At 61.4% G+C, this 20,539-nt stretch carries 16 protein-coding genes and 1 pseudogene; 10 read left to right on the top strand and 7 right to left on the bottom strand.

The window, feature by feature from the left end; genetic code table 11:
- The first annotated feature begins 16 nt into the window (after positions 1 to 16).
- The 6 genes from mobC (at position 17) to AB4Y36_RS36115 (ending at position 5,764) form a co-directional block, all read left to right on the top strand.
- On the top strand, positions 17 to 418 hold the full coding sequence (mobC, locus tag AB4Y36_RS36140; RefSeq protein WP_069268366.1) for a plasmid mobilization relaxosome protein MobC: 402 nt from the start codon (positions 17 to 19) through the stop codon (positions 416 to 418).
- Positions 408 to 3,440 carry an LPD7 domain-containing protein gene (locus AB4Y36_RS36135; RefSeq protein ID WP_368619002.1) on the top strand — a complete coding sequence of 1,011 codons (3,033 nt, stop codon included), beginning with the start codon at positions 408 to 410 and terminating at the stop codon, positions 3,438 to 3,440. Before mobC ends, AB4Y36_RS36135 begins: the two co-directional genes overlap by 11 nt.
- 331 nt (positions 3,441 to 3,771) lie before the next feature.
- Complete coding sequence (locus AB4Y36_RS36130) at positions 3,772 to 4,038, top strand: BrnT family toxin (RefSeq protein ID WP_069268364.1); 267 nt, start codon at positions 3,772 to 3,774, stop codon at positions 4,036 to 4,038.
- Entirely contained in the window at positions 4,025 to 4,327 is a 303-nt protein-coding gene (locus AB4Y36_RS36125; protein WP_069268363.1) for a BrnA antitoxin family protein, read from the top strand. The genes AB4Y36_RS36130 and AB4Y36_RS36125 overlap by 14 nt, the downstream gene beginning before the upstream one ends.
- A gap of 514 nt (positions 4,328 to 4,841) precedes the next feature.
- Positions 4,842 to 5,297 carry an antitoxin Xre/MbcA/ParS toxin-binding domain-containing protein gene (locus tag AB4Y36_RS36120; RefSeq protein WP_368685518.1) on the top strand — a complete coding sequence of 152 codons (456 nt, stop codon included), beginning with the start codon at positions 4,842 to 4,844 and terminating at the stop codon, positions 5,295 to 5,297.
- Positions 5,294 to 5,764, top strand: a complete 471-nt coding sequence (locus tag AB4Y36_RS36115) for an RES family NAD+ phosphorylase (RefSeq protein ID WP_368685523.1) — start codon at positions 5,294 to 5,296, stop codon at positions 5,762 to 5,764. The genes AB4Y36_RS36120 and AB4Y36_RS36115 overlap by 4 nt, the downstream gene beginning before the upstream one ends.
- 72 nt (positions 5,765 to 5,836) lie before the next feature.
- Here the strand turns inward: AB4Y36_RS36115 and AB4Y36_RS36110 are convergent, their stop codons facing one another.
- Both AB4Y36_RS36110 and AB4Y36_RS36105 read right to left on the bottom strand, forming a co-directional pair.
- Positions 5,837 to 6,238 carry a DUF6283 family protein gene (locus tag AB4Y36_RS36110; protein WP_141710876.1) on the bottom strand — a complete coding sequence of 134 codons (402 nt, stop codon included), beginning with the start codon at positions 6,236 to 6,238 and terminating at the stop codon, positions 5,837 to 5,839.
- Positions 6,239 to 6,434: 196 nt separating this feature from the next.
- Entirely contained in the window at positions 6,435 to 6,863 is a 429-nt protein-coding gene (locus AB4Y36_RS36105) for an H-NS family nucleoid-associated regulatory protein (RefSeq protein ID WP_083245601.1), read from the bottom strand.
- Between the two features lie 511 nt (positions 6,864 to 7,374).
- Here AB4Y36_RS36105 and AB4Y36_RS36100 point away from each other — a divergent pair.
- Positions 7,375 to 7,992, top strand: a complete 618-nt coding sequence (locus tag AB4Y36_RS36100; RefSeq protein WP_368619005.1) for an H-NS histone family protein — start codon at positions 7,375 to 7,377, stop codon at positions 7,990 to 7,992.
- A 578-nt stretch (positions 7,993 to 8,570) separates the two neighbouring features.
- Here AB4Y36_RS36100 and AB4Y36_RS36095 read toward each other — a convergent pair.
- The 3 genes and pseudogenes from AB4Y36_RS36095 to AB4Y36_RS36085 form a co-directional block, all read right to left on the bottom strand.
- Positions 8,571 to 8,762 (bottom strand): hypothetical protein, encoded by a 192-nt coding sequence (locus AB4Y36_RS36095; protein ID WP_069268359.1) that lies wholly within the window; start codon positions 8,760 to 8,762, stop codon positions 8,571 to 8,573.
- A 516-nt stretch (positions 8,763 to 9,278) separates the two neighbouring features.
- Positions 9,279 to 9,656: a hypothetical protein gene (locus AB4Y36_RS36090; RefSeq protein WP_368619006.1), complete on the bottom strand. Its 378-nt coding sequence runs from the start codon at positions 9,654 to 9,656 to the stop codon at positions 9,279 to 9,281.
- A gap of 415 nt (positions 9,657 to 10,071) precedes the next feature.
- Positions 10,072 to 10,992 (bottom strand): annotated as a pseudogene (locus tag AB4Y36_RS36085) (IS110 family transposase); the annotation flags it as partial.
- A gap of 393 nt (positions 10,993 to 11,385) precedes the next feature.
- Here AB4Y36_RS36085 and AB4Y36_RS36080 point away from each other — a divergent pair.
- Positions 11,386 to 11,682 carry an H-NS histone family protein gene (locus tag AB4Y36_RS36080; protein WP_083245599.1) on the top strand — a complete coding sequence of 99 codons (297 nt, stop codon included), beginning with the start codon at positions 11,386 to 11,388 and terminating at the stop codon, positions 11,680 to 11,682.
- 40 nt (positions 11,683 to 11,722) lie between these two features.
- Here the strand turns inward: AB4Y36_RS36080 and AB4Y36_RS36075 are convergent, their stop codons facing one another.
- Both AB4Y36_RS36075 and AB4Y36_RS36070 read right to left on the bottom strand, forming a co-directional pair.
- Positions 11,723 to 14,191, bottom strand: coding sequence for a hypothetical protein (locus tag AB4Y36_RS36075; RefSeq protein ID WP_368685517.1), 2,469 nt, complete (start codon positions 14,189 to 14,191; stop codon positions 11,723 to 11,725).
- 67 nt (positions 14,192 to 14,258) lie between these two features.
- Positions 14,259 to 15,830 carry a DASS family sodium-coupled anion symporter gene (locus AB4Y36_RS36070; RefSeq protein ID WP_368685516.1) on the bottom strand — a complete coding sequence of 524 codons (1,572 nt, stop codon included), beginning with the start codon at positions 15,828 to 15,830 and terminating at the stop codon, positions 14,259 to 14,261.
- A 137-nt stretch (positions 15,831 to 15,967) separates the two neighbouring features.
- Here AB4Y36_RS36070 and AB4Y36_RS36065 point away from each other — a divergent pair, with 137 nt between their 5' ends.
- Both AB4Y36_RS36065 and AB4Y36_RS36060 read left to right on the top strand, forming a co-directional pair.
- Complete coding sequence (locus AB4Y36_RS36065) at positions 15,968 to 16,726, top strand: GntR family transcriptional regulator (protein WP_368685515.1); 759 nt, start codon at positions 15,968 to 15,970, stop codon at positions 16,724 to 16,726.
- A 2,339-nt stretch (positions 16,727 to 19,065) separates the two neighbouring features.
- Positions 19,066 to 20,286, top strand: a complete 1,221-nt coding sequence (locus AB4Y36_RS36060) for a GSU2403 family nucleotidyltransferase fold protein (RefSeq protein ID WP_368685514.1) — start codon at positions 19,066 to 19,068, stop codon at positions 20,284 to 20,286.
- The last annotated feature ends 253 nt before the right edge of the window (positions 20,287 to 20,539 follow it).

The raw sequence follows: 20,539 nt of genomic DNA, 5'->3' as shown, positions 1-20,539 counted from the left end.
TAACGGAAAACATGCGATGAGCGCAGACGATCTCAATGTTGTGGCGGAAGCCAGGCGCCGTGGTCGCAAAAAAGCGCAGAAGGCCCTTGGCAGGCCTGTCAGCACGCGGCTCACCGACGACCAGTGGCAGGTCTTCAATGAAAAGGTCGCACGCTCCGGCATGAGTCCGTCTGTTTTTTTGCGCGAATGCATCCTGACGAACCGCACGCAGATCGTCGCGCGCCCACCCGCGACCATTGAGCGACAACGGATCATGTACGTGATCAACAAGACCGGCAACAACCTGAACCAGCTGGTCCACGTGGCGAATACGGCGCGCGTGGCTGGCCAGCTATCCGAATCCACGTTTGTCGCCCTGGTCGACGAGCTGGAGTTGATCACGCAACTGCTGAAGGCCCATCTCCATCGTGTTGATTAGAGTGGACGGCCGTCACGACGGCGTGAAGCAGTACCTCGAGGAAGGCCGCAAGGTTGGCCGCGACCTGGATCGCGATGACCTTGACGAACGTGTGGTGCTCGCCGGTGATCTCGACCTGACCGACGCAGTGATCCAGTCGATCAGTGCCGCACCCGGTGTCGAACGTTACCTGTCCATCACGCTCTCCTTCAAGGAGGATCACGTCACTCGGGAAACGATGTTTCAGATCGTGCGGGAGTTCGAGGCGTTCGCGCTGCACGCCTACCGCCCGGACGAATACAGCTTCTATGCCGAGGCACACCTGCCCCGGATCAAGAGCTATGTGGACCAGCGGACTGGCGAACTGGTTGAGCGCAAGCCACACATCCATATCGTCATTCCGCGCTGGAACCTGCTGGCTGAAAGGCACCTGGAACCGCTCGGCTACGTGCGCTCCAACCTGAGCTTCATCGACGCGTTCCAGGAGCATGTCAACGCGCGGTATGGCCTTGCGAGTCCGAAAGACAACCGGCGCACGCTGCTGACCGACGCATCGGAAATGATCAGCCGCTACCGTGGCGACCTGTTCCGTTCCAACAGTCGCGAGCTGAAGGAACAGATTCTCGACGCGGTGCTGGATCGCCAGATCGAGACCCATGCGGATTTCATGGCGCTGCTGCACGAGCACGGTGCCGTGCGCATGCGCAATACCGGTCTCGACAGCGCCTACCTGAATGTGAAGCCGGCTGGCGCCGACAAGGGTGTGAACCTCAAGGAATACGTATTCACGCCTGAATTCATCGCACTGCCGACCGCCGAAAAGCTGCAGGCGCTGTCGGCAGATGCGGCCGACTGTTATGAGGCTGGCGTTGCGCCCAGACGCACACCAGCGCATATAGCGACAGTGCTCGATGAGTGGTACACCACCCGCGCGCGCGAAGTGAAGTATCTCAACAGCGGTAGCCGTCAGTACCAGCGTTACCAGGAATCCTCGCCCCACGACCGCGAACTGATGCTTGCAGATCTCGAACGCGGCTTCTACGCACAACATCTGAAGGTACATCATGAACGAGCAGACGACTCCCTACCCGGCTTCGCAGGACACCTTCAACGAAGCGGACGCGCATTTGAATTCGGCGCCCAGCCGCCCGACGTCGTCGACGGGCCAGGCGCGCGCGAATCAGAACACGACACGTCCGAACCCTTCGACGATGGATACGGCGGGCTCGATGCCGAGTTTGACCTTATCCCAGGTGGGGCGTACCCGGCGCCCGAACCCTTCAACTCTGTGCGAAACGTGCCCGGCCGCCCTGTGGACGGCATCAGACATCGATCTGCAGTGCTATTGCCGCATCATGCGTTTCACCAGCTGGAGCCAGACGGCGCCGTATCCGCGCACGGCCTGCGACGGGCTGCAGATCGCGATGGAGAGCCTGCAGCGCAACGAGTAGGGCACGCAGCCCCCCCAGTCGACGGGCTGGACGCGTACCACCGTGCGCTTGAGAGGCACTATGCGTTCGGCGATCCGTTCGACAGCCTGCCAATGATGCGGTCGCATCCGGCATGGACACCATCCGGCACGTCGCCGCCAGGCTGGTTTTCGGGCAACCGGCGAGACGCGTTTCCAGACCGGTTCGACTCGATCGACGCGTCATTCGAGTTCGAGGCAAGCCGGCGAATCCTGCGGACGCCGGACGCATTCGCGGTTGATGCTCCAGCGTACCGGTCGCGCCGCTCTCGCGCCGACGACGCCACGTATGCCACACCGCGACACACGGGCCGCGTCTCGGACAACGTGGTCTCGCAACTCGCGCGCGAGCTTCGGCAGCGCGATGAATCAGGTAGTCAGCACACTGAGTTTCGTGAGATTCGCCAGGGTCTCGATGCCAGTCGCCTGCTTGCCGAACTGTCGCACACCCATGGCGTGCGGCCCGCGAAATATGCGGTCACGACGGGCCGCGACGGCGCCGATCGTATCCGCGCGGGCTCGCGCAACCTCAACGTGTCGGACTTCCTGACTAAAGAACTGAATCTGTCGTGGCGTGAAGCCGCACCATTGCTACGCGCAGTGTATGAGCGACAGCAGGCCGGTGAGCCGGTTCCGGCTCCGCGCGAGCTGCCACGCGCGGCACTTTGGCGCGAATACTCGGTCGCGCGCGAAGCGCATGTCGTGGCCCGTAGCGACGCGTGGCTCACACAGCGCGCAAATGAACAGTGGCGCCGCGCTGAGATCCGCGCAGCGTTCGACACCAGGCGCGCGGAAATCCGGCAGGATGTGCGGCTCACACCGGCTGGTCGACGAGCGGCGACGTCACTCGCACGCGCCGGGCAGCTGGGCCGCGACGACGCGCTGCGGGAGTCGATCTCACGCGAGCGGGCGGCACTCAAGGAAAAATTCGGAGCCGCAGGCGGCCCGAGCTTTTCCGGCTGGCTGCGCACGCGGGCGGAAGAGGGCGATGAGCGCGCGCTCGAGGAGTTGCGACGCACTGCGGGCCCGGAGCGTGTATCGGGCGCGGTCAAGGTCGATGCCGAGATCGGCGGCGAGGCGTTCAACGTGATCCGGCCGAACACGCCACGGCAGCACGCGCAGGACGAATACAATGCGATCATTTTCCGCTCGCCGGGCCTATCCTGGTCGGTCAACGAACGTGGCGACGTTACCTACCGGCATGACGGCCGCGACATTGTTCGTGATCGTGGCACAAGCGTTCAGGTGCTGCAGGCGGAGCGGTCCGCCATCGAAGCCGGGCTGCGGCTCGCGCAGGGCAAGTTCGGCCGCACGCTCGAACTGACTGGCGACGACGCGCACCAGATGGCGGCCGCGAGGGTGGCCGTGGACGCAGGGCTGCGCGTGCAGTTCAGCGACGAGCAACTGAACCGGGCGATGGATCAGTATCGCCACGCTCGCGTCGACCAGCAGGTGCAGGACACGCTCGGCACGTCTGGCGCCTGTCCGCCCGCCGATCCACTGCCACAGGCGCAATCCGATCGACCGGCACAGGATTGGCCGAAGCCCTCCGAGGACGGTAAGCCAACCCTCTGATGCTCGATCGGACCGGCAACTCCGCGTCGAGCGCCTCGTGTCCGCTCGTCACCGTGCGGCCGTGCGCCGAAGCCAGTTGCGAGGCTCGCCACACAGATCCGGGTGTATCGTCTCGACGTTCAGTAGCGGCAGCGCCATGGTGCCCCCAAAGAATGCCTGTATATATATATAGTAATCGTGTCGGGTCTGCTCGCAAAAGTCACGCGGTCAGTCGGTGCGTGACTGCTTTGTATTCAAATCATGCTGAACTGCGATCTTGCGCCAGGACGCACTTTCTGTAACTCCAGAAAGTCCTTGCGTGCTCCTATTTTTCGACACTACAATAAGTTGCATGCGAATCACATTTGACCTTGCGAAGGACGCGTCGAACCAGGAAAAGCACGGCGTATCACTCGCCGAGGCTGCGCGGCTCGACTGGGATGGGATGCTGGTGGTCCAGGACATTCGGCACGAGTACGGAGAGGATCGGTACAGGGGCATCGCCCTGTTAGGGGGCAGGCTGTATAGCGTGGTTTTCACGCCCCGCGACGAAACCATGCGCATCATCAGCCTGCGCAAGGCGAGTAACACGGAGATTGACGCTTATGAGCAAAGCTAAGCTGACACGCAACACCGCCGCAGAGGAAGCGGCAATCCAGCGCGGAATCGAGTCCGATCCGGACAACCCGGAATGGACGGCTGCGGATTTCGCCAGCGCGCGTCCATTCGCTGAAGTCATGCAAAAGCGCATGGGCCGCCCGCCGAAGGAGAATCCGAAAGAGCAGGTCACGATGCGCTATGACGCAGAGGTTCTGGAGGCGTTTCGTGCGACCGGCGCAGGCTGGCAGACGCGCATGAATGACGCGCTAAAAACCTACCTGAAAGAGCACCCGCTCAAGGCAGCATAAGAAAGCTGTGGAGTGGCTTGTGGTTGAAACGGAGTTCGTCGCGCTCCCTCATATCCATCGTCCAGGTCGGCGTGCTGTTCGTCCCATTTCATGGTGGGAAGATTGTCGTACAACGCATCCATGTGCGCTACGCCTCATATCGAAAGGTATCCTGAATATCTCGCGAGCGGCGTCCTGGCAATGGGGTCGTGGCCAGGCAGTAGACGGCACGCTTGAATGCCGATCAGGCAGGCGGGGCGCTCGACCGGAACAGATCGGGATGGATTGGCCTCGACGTCCAGTAGTGACAGCGCCATGGTGCCTCCATAAAATACTGTATAAATATACAGCTCTCGTAGCTGCTCTATCCTGGAAAGTCACGTCGGAGGCGCCGGTCGGCTGTGCCGGGCTGCGGAGAGCGGATTTGCCGTAAGTCAGCGGTCGCCCGCGATCGGTGCCGCGCAGACTGCACAACAGGCAAGCTCAATCTGTGGCAAAATGCCCGTATTGATTGGGCATTTTGCTTGGAGGGTCCATGGCTACCGTTGAATATCGTCCCACTGGACGGGGCAACCCGCGACATACCGAGTTTTCGCTGCTGGGAAACCTGCTCCAGGCGCACATCCGGTCCGGGAATGACCTTGCTGCGCTCGCGACCGAGCGCGTCGGCGTAGAGGTGCTCGACCGCCTGGGCGAGCACGGCCTCAAGGCTGAAGAGCTGCTCTTCATCATTCCGCGTCGAACGCTCTCACATCGTCGCCAGAATGGTGAGCGGCTCTCGAGTGACGAGTCGGACAGGGCCATCCGCCTTGCAAGGATCGTTGCACAGGCGGAGACGGTCTTTGGAAATCCGGAAAAAGCCATGAACTGGCTTCGCGGCAGCAAAGATCGATTCGCCGGGAAAACGCCGCTTGAGATGGCCGCAACTGAACACGGTGCACGGCTTGTCGAGGATGCACTGGTTCAGATCGACGAGGGATACTTCGCCTGATGGAATTCTGGAGGATCAGTAATTACGCGGACCTTCGCGGCATAGGCGGGTTGAGGGCGTCTGGCCGGTGGCATTACCAGGGGCAACCCGTCGTCTATCTGGCGGAAAATCCCGCGCTTGCGCTGCTTGAGACCATGGTGCACCACGAATTCGGGTCTCCGCAGGCGTTGCCTGATAACTATCAACTGCTTCGCGTGGAAATTGCGGAGGGCGCCGCGATCGCGGAACTCACGGCAAACGGTATCCCGGATGACTGGCGTGAGAACGCGGACTGGACGCAGGCCGCCGGTAGCGAATGGCTGGCAGCCGGGCAGGAACTGCTCCTTAAGATGCCAAGCGCCATCCTCCCTCATTCGTACAACTATCTGTTTAATCCCGCCCAGCCCGGAGCAGGCTCGGCGATTGTCGCGGAAGTGCTGAAAGTGCCATACGATCAGAGAATTCGGGCTATCCTGGGTGATACGTAAGCGTGGCCGACTTACTGGAGCCCATTCGCGTAGCGGGCAAGATGATGTTCATCACCGGGGCAGGCGGTTGGATCACCCGATTTTCACTGCAGACTCATCTCCTTTGGCCTCGTCTCCAGAATTCGACGTTGCACGCAGCTTGTCCAGCACTTCCCGATAGCTGTCATGCAGTTCTGGCCAGTCTACGCCAGGCTCCAGTGCCGCTGAATCAAGTCGACCAGAGACCACTGCCAGGCGCACTGCGGGATGGTGGTGTCCGACTTTCGCCAACCATCCCGCGCACGCGAATTCCTCTCCTTCCCTGGATTGATGGCACGCAAACATGCTGGCTCCAAAATCGGGCCCCATGCCGCGGTCATCAGGGCACGTATCGGCCAGCTTCTCTGCCAGAGCGAGATCGAAGTTTGGAATATCTCCTGCACCCGCAGCGCGACGCCAGGGACATGATGCGCAAGGCTTTCCTGATGTTTTCATGATTCAATCGTTGCCCTTAACTTGGTCGGACTCCGGAATTCCAACTTCTTGCGTCCAGAAATGGGGCGCAGCCTTTCACCCTGTAACAGTATTTGCGCCCCTCATCTGCCAGGAATGAAATCGCGTAAACGTCCGAACCGATGGGGCAACGAGGGTGATTCCTGACGCTGGATTCTAGCTGGTTCCGGTCCAGCTCTCAGGCGCCAACGCCCTCTGTTTTGATTTTCGCCAGTCTGGTGCCGGCAAACGGGTCGTTGCGCCAGTCGGCACCGGCGCGTTTGCCAGGTTCCTGGGTCGATGCCGAATCAATTGCAAAATGCTCAAGAGACTGTCCGGCGCTGGTCGCCTGGACCACCCATTGTGGCGGAGCGCCTTTGCCGTCCCATGAATTGCCAGAGGCGTCGCGGAAACGCACTGCCCGCAACCGCTCCTGATCTGCCGCAATTGACGTGGCGATGTCTTCCGGTTTGATTCCAAATTCAGCCATCCGCCGCCGTAGATAGGCAACGATGCTTTCGCGCTTTCTTTCATCCATTCGGTGTACTCTCCGCGCAACAATCTGTTGTTGAGCAGGTAATTGCAAATCGCGTGCCGCCAGGATACCACGCGACCCAACGCTGCCCATGCTGCAGGCGCGAAGAGGGTGGAGCACTTTTAATCGTTTTGCTGGGAACGGCACACGGCAGGTGTCGCGACTGGCGACAGGTGTGAACCCAGTATAAATCAATCCGCAAGCGACGCCAGGTTTGCTTGCGCACCTTACGTCATCTTTTGTAGCGTGAACGATTCATCCTGTGGAAAGAAGAGGAGCTTCGCTCACAGGATCGATGATTCGTGCGTACATGTCTGGACAATTGAGAATTGAGTGTTTTGCTGCAAGGTAGCATTCGAACGGAAAAGGAGCGTTGTAGTACCCGCAGGCAACACCGGACGCAGCTCAATTTTAATCTCCAGTGACAATTTAAATCGCTGCGCACCGTGCGATAAATTTGCACGAGCGTACTGATGAAGTCATAATCACGACCGCGACGATGGCGTCAATTCTGACGGGCAGACCGAACTTCGAAGTGCCTGGGAAATAAGCCAGGGAAGTTCCAGGATCGCATGGACGGTAAACCCCACAGGGAGGAATAGACATGGTTACCTTGGACGCAATCAACTCGAAAATTGCAAAACTCCAGAAGCAGGCAGTAGCGATTGCCGAAAAGCAGTCGTCGGTGGGCCTGACCAAAATCCGTGAACTGATGCACAAGCACGGACTGACTGTTGCCGATATTGAAGGCTTTGTCGCTAAACGGCGCGGTCGCAAGCCGGCTACGGGTGCGAAGGCAGCAGCAAAATCCCCGCGGGCGGCCGTGCATCACGTTGCGCCGAAATACGTGGATCCGAAAACGGGCGCGACCTGGTCGGGCCGAGGACTTGCACCGCTCTGGATTCGCGATGTCAAGGATCGTTCGAAATTCCTGATCGAAGCCGGTGCAACGGCAAAGGTCGCCGGCGTCAAGGCTGCTCCCGCGAAGAAGGCTGCTCCTGCGAAGAAAGTTGCCGCGAAACGTGTCGTGGCTAAAAAGGCAGCGAAGACGACGGTCGCGACGAAAAAGGCTGGCCGGGCAGCGGCTGTTCCCGCAAAGGGTGTGCGTGGACGCAAGGCTGCAGCACCCGCGAAAAAGGCTTCGGCGCCGCGCAAGGTTGCAGCCAAAAAGGCACCGGCCGCAGTTGAGACTACAGCGACGCCTGAAGTCGCCGCGGCGTAACGGGGAACGGGCGATCCAGTCGTAGCTGGCGGAGCAAGATGCCGAACGCAGTGCTTTGGCGTCCCGCTACGACTGATCACTCAGGACCCCTTGTGCATCGCCTCCGTCTGGGCGACGCCACGTATGTACATGAGGAAGCACGGACACAGAACCGTACGCCTTCAACCCGATGGCACACCGTTTCGAGCTTGTTTCTCTAGCGTTGCCGGCTGATTGTCCACCGGAGTCGATTCCTTCGGTGGTCAGTCGGCTGATCTCGCTCGCGTGGCCGGGTATGAGCCGTGCACAGCTCGTGGACCGTGCTCGTCGGCTCGACATGCATGCTTCGCTGCGGGCGCAGCCCGGTATCGGACCGGATGGGCTGACGCAGTTCAGGCTCACGCTCAGCTTTGCGGACGCGCATTTCGTTCTGGTTGCCCACGTACGTCGTCTCGCTCGCCGACGCGCAGGCGCAAGACGCCAGAAACCGTCACTGCCTCCAGCGCGCGATATCAGGCAACCAAGCCTTTTCTGAGTTTTTTCGAGGCCGCGCAACAACGCCGTTCGCCAGGCAGGTGTCACCGCGGGATCACCATCTGCTAGAGAATCATGAGATTGCGAATCTTTCCGATTGTCGGGGAGCGTTCGACGATCAGGCCGGTGATGAACTCCGGCAACAGCGCGCGCGGCACGTTCGCGGGAATATCGGTCACGAGCTGCGAGGGCACCAGAACGATGAATTCTTCCGGCGCGGACGCCAGGCTGTGTTCGTAAGCGACGCGGATTTCCATGTGGTTTTTTTTCTTTGGGGACGTGGTTGTCAGCCGCACAATTTATCGCGCGCAGGACTAAGCAGGGATGTGGACGCAGTGTAGCGCGGGATGCACCTGTCTTCGTTGCATTGAGCGTTACTGGATTGTCTGTTGTGAGCGCTTGCGCGCTTTCCCAGACAATTGCAGGCTGTACCGCTGGCGATCCACTTTACTTCGCGACACACGCGCAGGGTTTGGTCTCCATCTATGGGGGCTGGTTACCATCGGGCTGGCGAATACCAACCGTATGACGTTTGCACGCGACCTTCTCTCGCCCGTGCGTATTCACTTGTCCGGCGAGCTTTCATGCATGTCGCCCTGACGGATCCGTGAATCCGGCACGCGATCCGACGTGAAGTTACCGTGCAACCTGGAGTTGACTGTCGTTGGTGTGCGTGTCTCTCGCAGCCAGAGCAACAAGTTTTCCAAGGTGATCACTCGCCCGGACAACGATCTCCATCCGGGTCGCGCAGAGCTGGCGGTCGTACTCGTTAATCACGTTCGTGAGTCCCGCGACCAACGATTCAGACACATGCCACCTCCGGTGTGATCGGCCTCGCTAAGTACCTCTCCGAGGCCACGCTCAACACTTTCGATCTCCGCGATATCGAGCTGCCCGTGTCCCGCCCGGCTGATGAAGCTCGTGATGATAGCCACCTGCGAGACAAGATTGACGAGGGAGCGGTCCGCCTCACCATTGCGCAGACGCTCAAGCGCGATCCGTGCACGCAGTGCGAGATCCGAGGCTTCGTGGCGGGGCATCGGGAGATAGAGCGACTTTGCGTGCGTTCCGGCAACTGGCCGACGCGTGGATCGAGAGTTCTTCTTGTTGGGCATGTCCGGTAGGCGGTTGATCTGGATTTGACACGTCATATTGAGATCGTCACCCCGGGATCAAGAGCGCCCACCCGATTTAATTTGCATGACCGGGTCAGCGAGTTCGGTGGCGGGTCCAGACGAAAGCGGCCGCCCAGTGTGATGGTTCCGGCGGTCCTCTATCACTCCGATGAGTTCGCCCGACGCTGCGCAGCGGACGAACTCATCGGAACGGTGCGTCCGCGCAAGACTGTGTGCCGCGCGGCGAAGCTTCCTGGTCAGGTGGGACTCCCGGGCAAACAGCACCGGGAATCATGAGTACCAGATGCAACTAACCGTCAATCGCCACTTCGAACCACGAACGCCTGTCGGCGGCAAAAATCGACGTTCAGCATGGGACTGACCTGTCAGACCGTACGTCGAGGCCAGGTAAAGTCACGGCGCAAGTGAAAAAGCGCCCGGTTCGGAAGTAGAGATCAGCAGCGCCTGTTCGGGCGGGATGCCGGTAGCTCCAGGCAGATTCCACCAGCAGCTTACGTGCGTAGCTGTTGCCGGTCTTCGTAATGCTGCCTTGCCGTCGTTTCCCACTTGATGAATGTTCTGAAGGCGTCACGCCAATCCACGCCATCAACTGCCGCGGATGTTCGAAGCGCGCGAGGTCGCCCAGCTCCGAAACCAGTCCGATCGCCGACGTAAAGTTGATTCCGCGCATGGCCTGCAGGGCAAGTACGACTGGATAAAACCGCCAGTTAGTTACCGCTTCGCGCAATGCCAGTTCCAGCCGCTCGCATTGCGCGAGCCGGTCTTCAATCGTGCGCCGATGTTCGTTGAACGCCAGTTGCTGCCAGGCGCTGTCGCATGAGAACGTACTTAACCAGCGTCGGTGTGTCGGTCCCCAGTTGGGACGGCCGAGATAATGGACGCCGTGGGCAAGCAGAAACGATTTGAGCCTGCAGCGTGCTGCCTTCAGGTCTTCTCGAGCCGCCGACCAGGCGCGGGTCAGGTCGCGGAACGCTTCGTCTTCAACTGTTGGTACATGTACCGCCGACAAGTCGCCGGCGCGCAAGGAGCGCACCAACTTGATCGCGTCACGGTGGTCCGTCTTGACACGATCACCCGGCCTGCGTGGGGTGAGCGATGGTGCGCAGACCATGCAGTCGAAGCCTTTATCGACCAGCCTTCGATACAGGCCGTATCCGCATGGGCCCGCTTCATAGACAAAGCAGATGTGCCGTGCCTTCTGCTGCAGTCGCTTGCAGAGCCGGTCGACATCAATCTGCATGGCGCCCACCTTGCCGAACAGTTCGACGGTGCCCATGCCGATCGCATAGGCAACCGTGATCGAGTCCTTGTGGACATCAAGCCCCACATACAACGTGCTATCGTCTTCCATGCTGGCCTCCGCGGCGGAATACACCGTTGAGTGGCGGTTCCGTCGCCACTCAATGCGGCTCTGGCAGCCATGCTAACCCGCGCAAACTTCCCCACGGCGGCCAGCCTCGCCGAATGGGAGTCATACTGACTTGCTGAGGCTGCGCGTAAAGCATCTGGCTTTCCATGAATCTGCATACCGCGGTAGGCGGCACCGGCTTTGCTCCTCTCCATCGTGATTCACGACGCCCGAGCGTCCGCCATTGTGGATGGAGTCGCGAGGCACCTCTATCTGCAAAAAAATCCACCGACACCAGCCTGACGCAATGCCCGGCGACCGTCGTCCCAGTTCGGATCAGCGACATACGAAAGTCACTATCATGACCCAGTGATTTCCATATGCGGGAGACGCTTCGTGGCAACGTACAGGGAACTGAGAGCGCAGATCGCCGAGCTGGAGAATCAGGCAGCAGCAGTCCGTCAGGAGGAGTTCGACGCCGTCCTTGCCGATATCCGTACAAAGGTGGCCTATTTCGGATATACACCACAGGACATCTTTGGACGTCGCCGCGGCAGGCCGAGAGGTTCAGGCGGCGCGCTGCCAGCGAAATACCGTGATCCGGCAAGCGGCGCCACCTGGTCTGGCAGAGGGCGCGCGCCGAACTGGATCAAGGACGTCAGGAACCGCGACCGGTTCCTGATTCACAACTAGATGGCGGATTCAAACCGGAGCCGGTTGCTGCGAGCGCTGTTCACCTGCGCCCGCGGCGAACCTGGTCAAAAGTAATGAACTGGGCCGACGACCACACCTTGCTGTCGTCACGCTGCCGCCCGAAGAAGTACACCGGACGAAAACCAAACGACGCATTCTGCGCGGCAACCTCTACACTACCTGCCAGATCAACCGGCAGCGGCCTGTCGGTCAGTCGCTCAACCGCGACGAACAGTTCCGTGCCGCCGAGCGCATGTGTTGCGCTGCCCCGCGCAAGCAGATCCACGCCGCGAATCTCGAAGCGAAACGTGGGCGCATGCGCGAATGGATTACCTGCGAGCGGATCGCCGACCTTCACGAAGCCGTCGATGGTGCCTTCGATCACGATGGTCGCCGCGGCCAGATTGCTCACGTCGATCTCGATGCTGTCCGCGTCGCCGTACGTGTCGCTACTGAATTCGATGTCCGTTGCGCCTGTGCGCCACGCGGATTCCTCGACGTGTTCGAAGCCGTGAGAACCGAAGTTGTGAATCGTGCCGTTGAGAATGCGGATGCGGCCACGCCACGCCGCCCAGCGATACCGGTCCCGAATGCGCGCACCACCCCAGCGCACGCGGATCAGACGCTCAGCATAGCCGAGTTCCTCATGCAGGTTCCGCTCCCATATCAGGCCATTGTGATCGTAGGCGGCGACGTATTCCCAGCCGGCGCGTCCGAGCAGGCGGTAGTCGAGCGTAGCCGGGCCGCGCTGCCTGAAGGCGTCGCCTTGCCAGTGATCGCCACTGCGCACGAGCAGCGCGCTATGCTCGCCTGTTGTCGCCCACGTGCGGCGTGCGCGTAAGGCCTGGCCGACCGTGCGCCGGTCGAGCGTATTGGCGAGCACGCCCGTGAGTCCGCCATGTACGCCGAAGACCTGCACGCCCGGCGCGCCGCCGCCGGGACGTCCGCGATGTTCGTCGCCGCTCGCAGCCACGCCGAGCTGGTAGCCCCGTGCGATGACGTCCTGGTAGAGCCAGCCGAAGTGGCCCCACGTCGAAGCGATTTCGACGAGCCGCTCAAGCTTCGGATGGTGCCAGTCCGGAATGTAGCGCCGCCCGCCAACGTGCGGCATGACGAGGTGGTGTTCGGCGTCGTCGGCGTAGGCATCCCACAGTTCCTCGACGGGCCAGCGACCGAGTTCGACCGCGTTGCCTTTCATGTCCTCGTTCCACACAAGGGTGCGGTTGTGCTCACCGCGCGCGTTGTACGGAAAACCGGGACGTTCGTCGCCGAGAAATACGACGTTGTGGTCGCCACCCGCCGTCGAACTGCCACACCACTCCTGCACGGGATAGACGACGAAGCGGCCGGGTTCGTTAAACTGATCGACGGCCTCGACGCCCAGTTGCCAGTTCGCATCCGTGATCTGGAAGTCGTTCGCTGTATAACCGAGGATGTCGATTCCACCAATATCGCGCGCGTACTGCGCGTTGTATGCGGGACTGTTGGTGCCGACCGTGTCGTGCGCATGGACGTGAAGGTCGGCGTAGAGTGCACGCGGGGCGGGCAGTGTGGCGTCGACCGTGAGCCAGGCAACGGCTGCGCGGATTTCCGGCCGCGCGGGCACGTCTGCGACGATGTACAGCGTGCCCCGGTCCGTTGGCAGGTCGTCGAGCGCGAGCGTCGCGAATCCCTGCGTGGGGAATGCATGCTCGCGCTGATAGACCGTTGTGCCTTCTGCGTTGCGGGCGATCACGTTGGCGGTCAAACTGGCGATCGAATTGGCGACTACCGGCCGTGCATTCGCGTTAGCGCCCAGCTCCCGGCATGCATTGCCCCAACGATCCTGCAACGCAAGGCGAAACGGCGCAGCCTCGCCAGGACGCACGAAGCGCGGCCCGTTGAGCAGCACGTCCGTTGGATCGCCCGGATGGATGTCGATGGCAATGTCGCCAGGCACTGCAACGAAGCGCGACGTGCCCAGCGGATCGACGTAGAGCCGGAAGCGGAAATCGTCTTCAGAAAACGTCTGAATGCGCGTGCCGGGACCCCGTCGGCGATCACCAAGACGGATCACGATGCGGTCGCCTGCGTTCAGATATCCGTCGACGACATCGACGATCACGGCTTTCTGGTACGGCCGCTCGTGGCCTTTCTGGTCGAAGCGCACATTGAGCGCCTGCACCGTGGCGGGACTCTGGCCCGGCACGAGCGGCGCCGCATGATACTCGGCGCTGATGTAATTCGTCGCGGTGGGGTCGCTTGTCTGGAAGAGCGCCCAGTCCGAGTAAAACTTGAACGTGGCCTTCAGCCACCCTCCATCGGCGATGCCCGACGAGCCGACTTCGTAGTCGAGCACGACCTCGGCCCAGCTGCCCGCTTCGAGTCGGGAAACGCTGCAACGCACGCTGCCCGCGAAGGGGCGCTGTTTCAGTTGCTCATAGAGGCCGGCGGGGGCGACATGATCGCCAAGGCGCTCGCGCAGGGCACGCGCGCGGGCGTGCAGACCGGTTTCGTTCGATTCGCTCATCTGGGATGGGTGTCGACAAGACGGGTAAGGGATCGCGCGCACATGACCATGCGAGTGCGCGCAAGTATCAATGCGCAAATGGCCATGCCGCGGACGCGTCCCACACGGGCACGCCCATGAACGCATACCACGGTGCGATCACGCATAGCCCGTACAGGATCGCAATCAGCACCGAGATCACGCCGACGCGGGCGTAATCGGCGGTGGTGAACGCGCCGCTGCTGTATGCAATGACGCCCGCCGTGATCTGCGTGGGCAGCAGGTAGGCGAAGCTGTCGGTGTCGCTGACCAGCATCGTGAACGCGACCGGATGCAGACCAAGGCGCGGGGCGAGCGCAAGCGCGATCGGCGCGATCATGGTGACAGCAGCGACGTTTGACAGCATGCCGATACGGATGATGTGCGTACCGGCCATGACGATGCCAATGGCGAGCCACCAGCCATGACCGTGCGCGACGATATAGATGTGATCGGCGGCCCATTGGGCGAGCCCCGACGAACTGATCGCAGAGGACAGCGATAGCGCACCGGCGAGCAGAAACAGTGTGCCCCAGATCGTGCGCTGCTCGACTTCGGCCCAGCCGAAGCGCAGCACGCCTGGCGCGAACAGAATGGCAAGCGCGATCAGCGCGACGATTTCCGACGACAGGTGATGCAGCGGCTCCGTTGCCCACAGGACCGCCACGCCCGCGAACAGGACCAGCACCAGCCAGTCATTGCGCGAGGCAGGCGGGAGTGCGCGACGCATTGTCGCGATGGCGGCGCGTCCGCCAGGAATCTGCACGGCGCGCGAGCGGAAATAGTACTGGACCCAGCACTGCGTGATCGCGAACATGCCCAGATACGGCCACTGGAGCTTGAACCACGTGAAGTATGAAATGTGGATGCCGAGCTGCTTTTCGAGCAGGCCTGACACGACCATGTTCGGCAGATGCGCCGTGAGAATGCACATGCCGCTGATCATCGCTCCGTAGACGAGCGACTGGATCACGATGGCCTTTTTCGCGGCGCGCTCACGCGGCGAATCGCCGAACAGCTGGACGATGCCGTTGGTGACGGGCAGCAGCGCGGCCGAGCGCGCATTCGCGGCCGGCACCACCATCGACATCACGAAGTTGACGGCGAACATTGCCCAGATCACGCCGTTGGCGGTGCGCACCTTCAGGCGCTCGAGCAGCGCCAGCGCAATGCGGCGGTCGAGGCCGCTTGCCTGCATGATCGCCGAAAAGAGGAATGCCGCGAGGCAGAGGAACACGACGGGCGCCGCAAAACCGCTTGCGGCCTTCGGAAAACCCGGACTCGCATGTGAAAGCACAAGCAGCATCGGTATCAAAACGCCGCTCACGCCGACGGGAATGGCCTCGGTCACCCAGACGATCGCGACCCACGCGACCACGGCAAGCGTGGCCTGGCCGTTCGCGTCGAGCCCGGCGGCTGTCGGCATGAGCCACGCGAGCGCGATGAAGGCGAACCACGCGGCCACGAAGCCGAGGCGGGCACGCAGGAGCGCGGAGCCGCTGCGCGGGCCAGCGTGGCCATGTGCATCCGCAGGTTCGTTTTCGCGCGGATGGAGGGCCGCTTCATCATGTGGTGGGCGCTCGAGCGGCGGCGCGTCGAGGATCTTGTCTGTCACTGTCATGCTTTCCTGCGTTCGTTATTCGAGCCGATGCTGCTATCGTTGGCGGGTCAGGATGGCATAATACGTATTAATACAAGCTGGGCCATCCAATTGCTTTTCATATCGATATCGCGAATCTCGCTCAAGGCGAGGCGCGAGTGCAGCGAGGGACCTTAATCATGTTGGTGCGGGAAGACGTGACGTCGCTCTATGAGCAGATTGCGACGACGCTTGAGCAGGAAATCGGGCAGGGCATCTATGAGCCGTCGGGCAAGTTGCCGTCGGAAGCCGAACTGGGCGATCGCTTTGACGTGAGTCGGGTGACTGTCCGGCTGGCGCTCGGCCGTCTGGTGGAGACGCACATCGTGGAGCGCAAGCAGGGCAAGGGCACGTTCGTGAAGCCCCGGCGTCTGCAGCACCGGCTCGACGTGTTGCGCGGCTTTTACGACTCGCTGGCGGCGCAGGGCGCGCGGGCCAGCATGGAACTGCTGCGCATGCAAGCGTGTGCGGTACCGCCCGGCCTGCGCGAGACCTTCGCCGCCGATGTCACGGATTGTGTGTATCTTGAACGCCTGCACCGCGTCGATGGCGCGCCTGTCGCGCTCGCGCAGACCTGCCTGCTGCCCGAAGCAAGTGTCATTTCGCGCGAGGAGGCGCAAGCTCTCCCGTCGTACGAAATGCTCGAACGGCTGCCGGGCTGGCATATCGTCGATGCCGACATGACCATCACGGCGGTTGCCGCGGCGAGCGATATCGCCGCGTATCTGGAAGTGTCCCCTCGTGCGCCGCTGCTCGTGCTGCGCCGGACCTCGCGACTTGCTGACGGGCGCGCGTGCGAGGCGACGGTGTTCCATATTCGCCCTGAGCGTTTCGATCTGGCGGTACGCAGCGGGCTTGAGGCGCGGGTGGTCGGATAACGACGCCAGGCGCGGGTCACCCTGCGGGGGACCTTCGTGCCTGGATCTTTGCCGATGTTATGGATTCCAAAAGATTCCGGAAACTGGCGTTGTGCGAACGCTCGCTACCAGGGAGGGGACGAGACTGGCGCAGTCGCGAACGCGCGGAATCTGGCCTGCGGCGTAAGCGTCGTTGCCGTCGATCAGGATAGCCGTGTAATTTCCCGCGCACCATGACTGTGCGCGGCTGAATCGGACAATGCTGACTGCTCCAGGGACCTCCGTTGTAAAAAAAATTCTCGCGGCGAAAACGCATAATTTGTATGAAGAAATAAATGATGCCGCCGATAACCGAGTCAGGTACTGCGCTGTTCGCGTGCCCGGGCGTCAGGGCCAGACATCCATCGCACCATGAAACCTGACTTGCACGTGCTCGTTTAATCGATACAGGGTTGCCGGCCTTTTCGGGATTGATACCGCGTCGAACTGGGCACGAACCCGCTTGTCCGTCTCGGTATCGGCATCTGGATGATGCGTAGCGTCACCCGGCAACTGGGTACCGAGCCTTCGACCGCCGCCGCCGTGGCCAGAAGCGTGGCCACACCCTGCTCGAACGCCAGCTGGTTGCCCTGGAGACACTTGGCGGGGCCATACGGCCTCGCGTTACGCGGGACGGCGATTCGCTCCTTCGTACCCTCGCTCGGCTGCACTGAAACGTTGATACCGTGGCGCGTGAGTGGGCGGTGTGATGCCTGAGCCGTCGCGATCAGCTCCGGCCTGCATCTGCCCGAAGCTGCCTGCGGGCACTGCATGCATTCGACGTGTGAGGCGCGTGCGCTGTCACAACAGCTGCGTCACCAGACTGACCGACCGCCAAAGAACATTTCTGCGCCGCGGGGATTCCCGAAGTCCAGAGTCACACTGCGTCCTGGGATCCGGCATTTCAACAGTTTCGCGTCGGCGAGCGGGCGAATGACTCGTCGCTAACCTACGCGGACGTTTCGACGGGCGCGCGACAGGCCAAAGCCCGGCACGTGCGCGTGCGTTTAGCGGAACGGGGAAGAAGAACTCACTGCATGTTGTGAAACCGGTGTGGACCGACCATACTTCCCTGTAGCGGAATGCTGGAGTCGTATATTTTTAAGGCCTGTCCCGTAGGCCAGGACTCCCAAAGTCGACGCTGTTATCCGACGCGCCGTTGCGCGACTTGCGCTGCCCGTCGTGTCCTGCTCCGCGGGTGGAACTGCGGTCGCAGGCGGGCAGCCTGGCGCGCTTCGCTCTAATGGGAACACGCGGTTGAGCCGGCCCGAACCGCAATGCTGAGCCAGTATTGGACGATTATCTCCAGCATCGTTGCGCGACGCACCACGGGATCTACACTGCGCCGGACATCTTCGCGCTTTCGAGGGATGCATCCCTCCGTTCCGGACCGTGGACGTGCCGACCACGTTGGCGTGCCGCTTTGTCACCCAGGCTGCGGCGCCGCGCTGCGTGTGCCGGTCCTTGACGGAGACGGTCATGCAAGGGCCATCGGATAGCTGGCGCCGGGCAATGCGGCGCGTCACTTGCGCGGCGTCTTTTTTCCGCAGGCCTCGGCATTGAAAATTATCAAACAATTGACCGGGATTCCAGCCTGGCCATCTCGTGGACGGCGATTCGCTAGCGCTCACGTCAGTCGCGGGATGAATGGACAGCGCAATACGGAGCGGATGGTGCAGGACACGACTCTTCAGGAACGCGAACCTGCACGAATGGGCCTGTACGGCCAGCTCGCGCGGCTGGAGCGCCGCTTCGCAGTAACCGTAAGCCGCAGGAGGGCAGCGATGACGACGTTGATACGTAGATACTTCGTGTGCGTCAACGGACACGACGGCGAAGAGGTGGCGTGCGATGACGATGAACCGTACTCTTCTCAGTGGGACTCGATTCGCACGACCGGACTGGTGAACAACGGCAGGGACTCGCACGGATACGCCTCTTATACATGCAAGACGTGCGGCGAGCTCATGTCGGAAACCGGGAAAAGGTGATTGATAGAAAGCCAGAATCGTGGCTCGACGTTCTGCATGGACGTGCGCGATCGACTGCCGCAACCGGAATTTGAAAAACGTAAGTTTGCGTCATTCTCTTCATCAATCGGCTAACAGGCTTCGAAGTCCTGCATCTGGTGAGACCCGATGCCCGCGCGCAGGCATTGGGTGGCCCTCGGCGTGCTAAAGCACGCGGACGGGGCCACAGACGTTGGCCCAGCGATGCGCCGGAACATGAATTCGAGACGTCGGCGATTCGTCAGCCGGTGCGTGGTGAGAAGTCCGACAATGAGGTCGCGGACCGGGCATGGCCCGAACAAATCCTAACCGATGCGCCCGGTACCGCCGGGTAACCTTGTACCGTTCGCCTGGGGTATCGGACAGGCGAGGGGTTGGTGGCCTGAGGGATTCCAAGTTGATTGCAGTAATTTTCATAAAATTACTGCAATCACGAACTCGCCTTTTGCAGTAAAATCCAAAAAATTACTGCAATTTTCTGGCATGCACGGACTTCCTCTTTACCAGCGACACGATCAGGCATTTTGCTCCCAGTACGCGAACGTCGAGCAGGCGGTCGCCGCCCAGGGGCGGGTTCTCGTGGGTGCGCCGGGCACGATCACCGAGCACCATCGCGGGAACGCTGTCTACTACTATCGGCAGTTCATGAACGCGGAGGGCAAGCGGCAGCAGGAGAGTCTTGGCGGACCCAAGGGCGATCCGGCGGCCGAGGAGCGCGTCGCTGCGGTGATGGCACAGATCGAGCAGTCCAAAGACCTCATCAGCCGCATTCGGGAGCTCGCGAAGCTCGGCTTCCAGATTGCCGACAACAAGACCTACGCGACCATGGCGGTCCTCCACAATTACGGACTTTTCGAGGCCGGCGCGGTGCTCGTGGGCTCTCACGCGTACGCGGTTCTGCTCAACAGCCTTGGCATCAAGGCGCTTGCCTACGAGACCGAGGACATCGATATCGCGCGCGCCCGCCAGCTCGCGCTACAGGGTGTGCCGTCAGGTGGCCTGCTCGAAATCCTGAAAGAAACCGGAATCGACTTCGTGCCGGTGCCGGGGTTCAACAGGGGCGATCCGTCCACGTCGTTCAAGCAGGCGGGTCGGACGCGTTTTCACGTCGATCTGCTTGTGCCTTCGAAGGACAACACATTTCCGACCGTCGCTGTTCCAGAGCTCGGTGCGCATGCGAGCGGCATGCCTTATCTCGCCTACCTGCTCGGCCAGTCCCACATGGGCACGCTGCTTTCAAGGCACGGCGCGGTGCCGGTTCGTGTGCCGGACCCCGCACGCTTCGCGATCCACAAGATCCTCGTTTCACGCTTGCGCACCAACATGCTGGTCAAGTCGCAGAAAGATATCCAGCAGGCGTGCGTGATGCTCGCGATGCTCGGCGAGCACAGAAGCGGCGATATCGAGCTCGCCTGCTCGAATCTCCCGAGGTCTGCGCGCCCAATGGTTCGCCGTGCGCTGCCCGATATACGCACCATGCTCGAGGCTCACGAGGGAGCGCTATTCGAATTTGAGGAAAGCATTGCCGCCTGACGGGCCATGTCGCGCTCCGACTGGCCCGGAATACGTATGATCAACCCCCGTGCTGTATGCCATCCCGTCACCGCGCGTTCCGTGTGTGGATGCCGTCATTCCGGTTGTTCGCGCATCCCACAGGCACTGTCCTTCAATGGCGTCGCGTCGGATCCTTAGCCAGCTACCGTGCACCGAATATGAGTACGGGCTGGACTACGGACGCGTTCAATAGATTACGCAAAACAGTCTGGGCGGCCGTTGAAATTGCAAT

Source organism: Paraburkholderia sp. BR10936 (assembly GCF_040965735.1).
GTDB classification, from domain to species: Bacteria; Pseudomonadota; Gammaproteobacteria; order Burkholderiales; family Burkholderiaceae; genus Paraburkholderia; species Paraburkholderia nodosa_A.
This window is presented reverse-complemented; position numbering and strand designations above follow the sequence as displayed.

Coding starts and splice junctions, on each gene's coding strand:
- AB4Y36_RS36070 (WP_368685516.1), bottom strand. CDS start 15,830: ATGACAGTGACAGACAAGATCCTCGACGCGCCGCCGCTCGAGCGCCCA.
- AB4Y36_RS36075 (WP_368685517.1), bottom strand. CDS start 14,191: ATGAGCGAATCGAACGAAACCGGTCTGCACGCCCGCGCGCGTGCCCTG.
- AB4Y36_RS36060 (WP_368685514.1), top strand. CDS start 19,066: ATGCGCCCGGTACCGCCGGGTAACCTTGTACCGTTCGCCTGGGGTATC.
- AB4Y36_RS36125 (WP_069268363.1), top strand. CDS start 4,025: ATGAGCAAAGCTAAGCTGACACGCAACACCGCCGCAGAGGAAGCGGCA.
- AB4Y36_RS36130 (WP_069268364.1), top strand. CDS start 3,772: ATGCGAATCACATTTGACCTTGCGAAGGACGCGTCGAACCAGGAAAAG.
- AB4Y36_RS36090 (WP_368619006.1), bottom strand. CDS start 9,656: ATGACGTGTCAAATCCAGATCAACCGCCTACCGGACATGCCCAACAAG.
- mobC (WP_069268366.1), top strand. CDS start 17: ATGAGCGCAGACGATCTCAATGTTGTGGCGGAAGCCAGGCGCCGTGGT.
- AB4Y36_RS36120 (WP_368685518.1), top strand. CDS start 4,842: ATGGCTACCGTTGAATATCGTCCCACTGGACGGGGCAACCCGCGACAT.
- AB4Y36_RS36105 (WP_083245601.1), bottom strand. CDS start 6,863: ATGGGCAGCGTTGGGTCGCGTGGTATCCTGGCGGCACGCGATTTGCAA.
- AB4Y36_RS36095 (WP_069268359.1), bottom strand. CDS start 8,762: ATGGAAATCCGCGTCGCTTACGAACACAGCCTGGCGTCCGCGCCGGAA.
- AB4Y36_RS36110 (WP_141710876.1), bottom strand. CDS start 6,238: ATGAAAACATCAGGAAAGCCTTGCGCATCATGTCCCTGGCGTCGCGCT.
- AB4Y36_RS36100 (WP_368619005.1), top strand. CDS start 7,375: ATGGTTACCTTGGACGCAATCAACTCGAAAATTGCAAAACTCCAGAAG.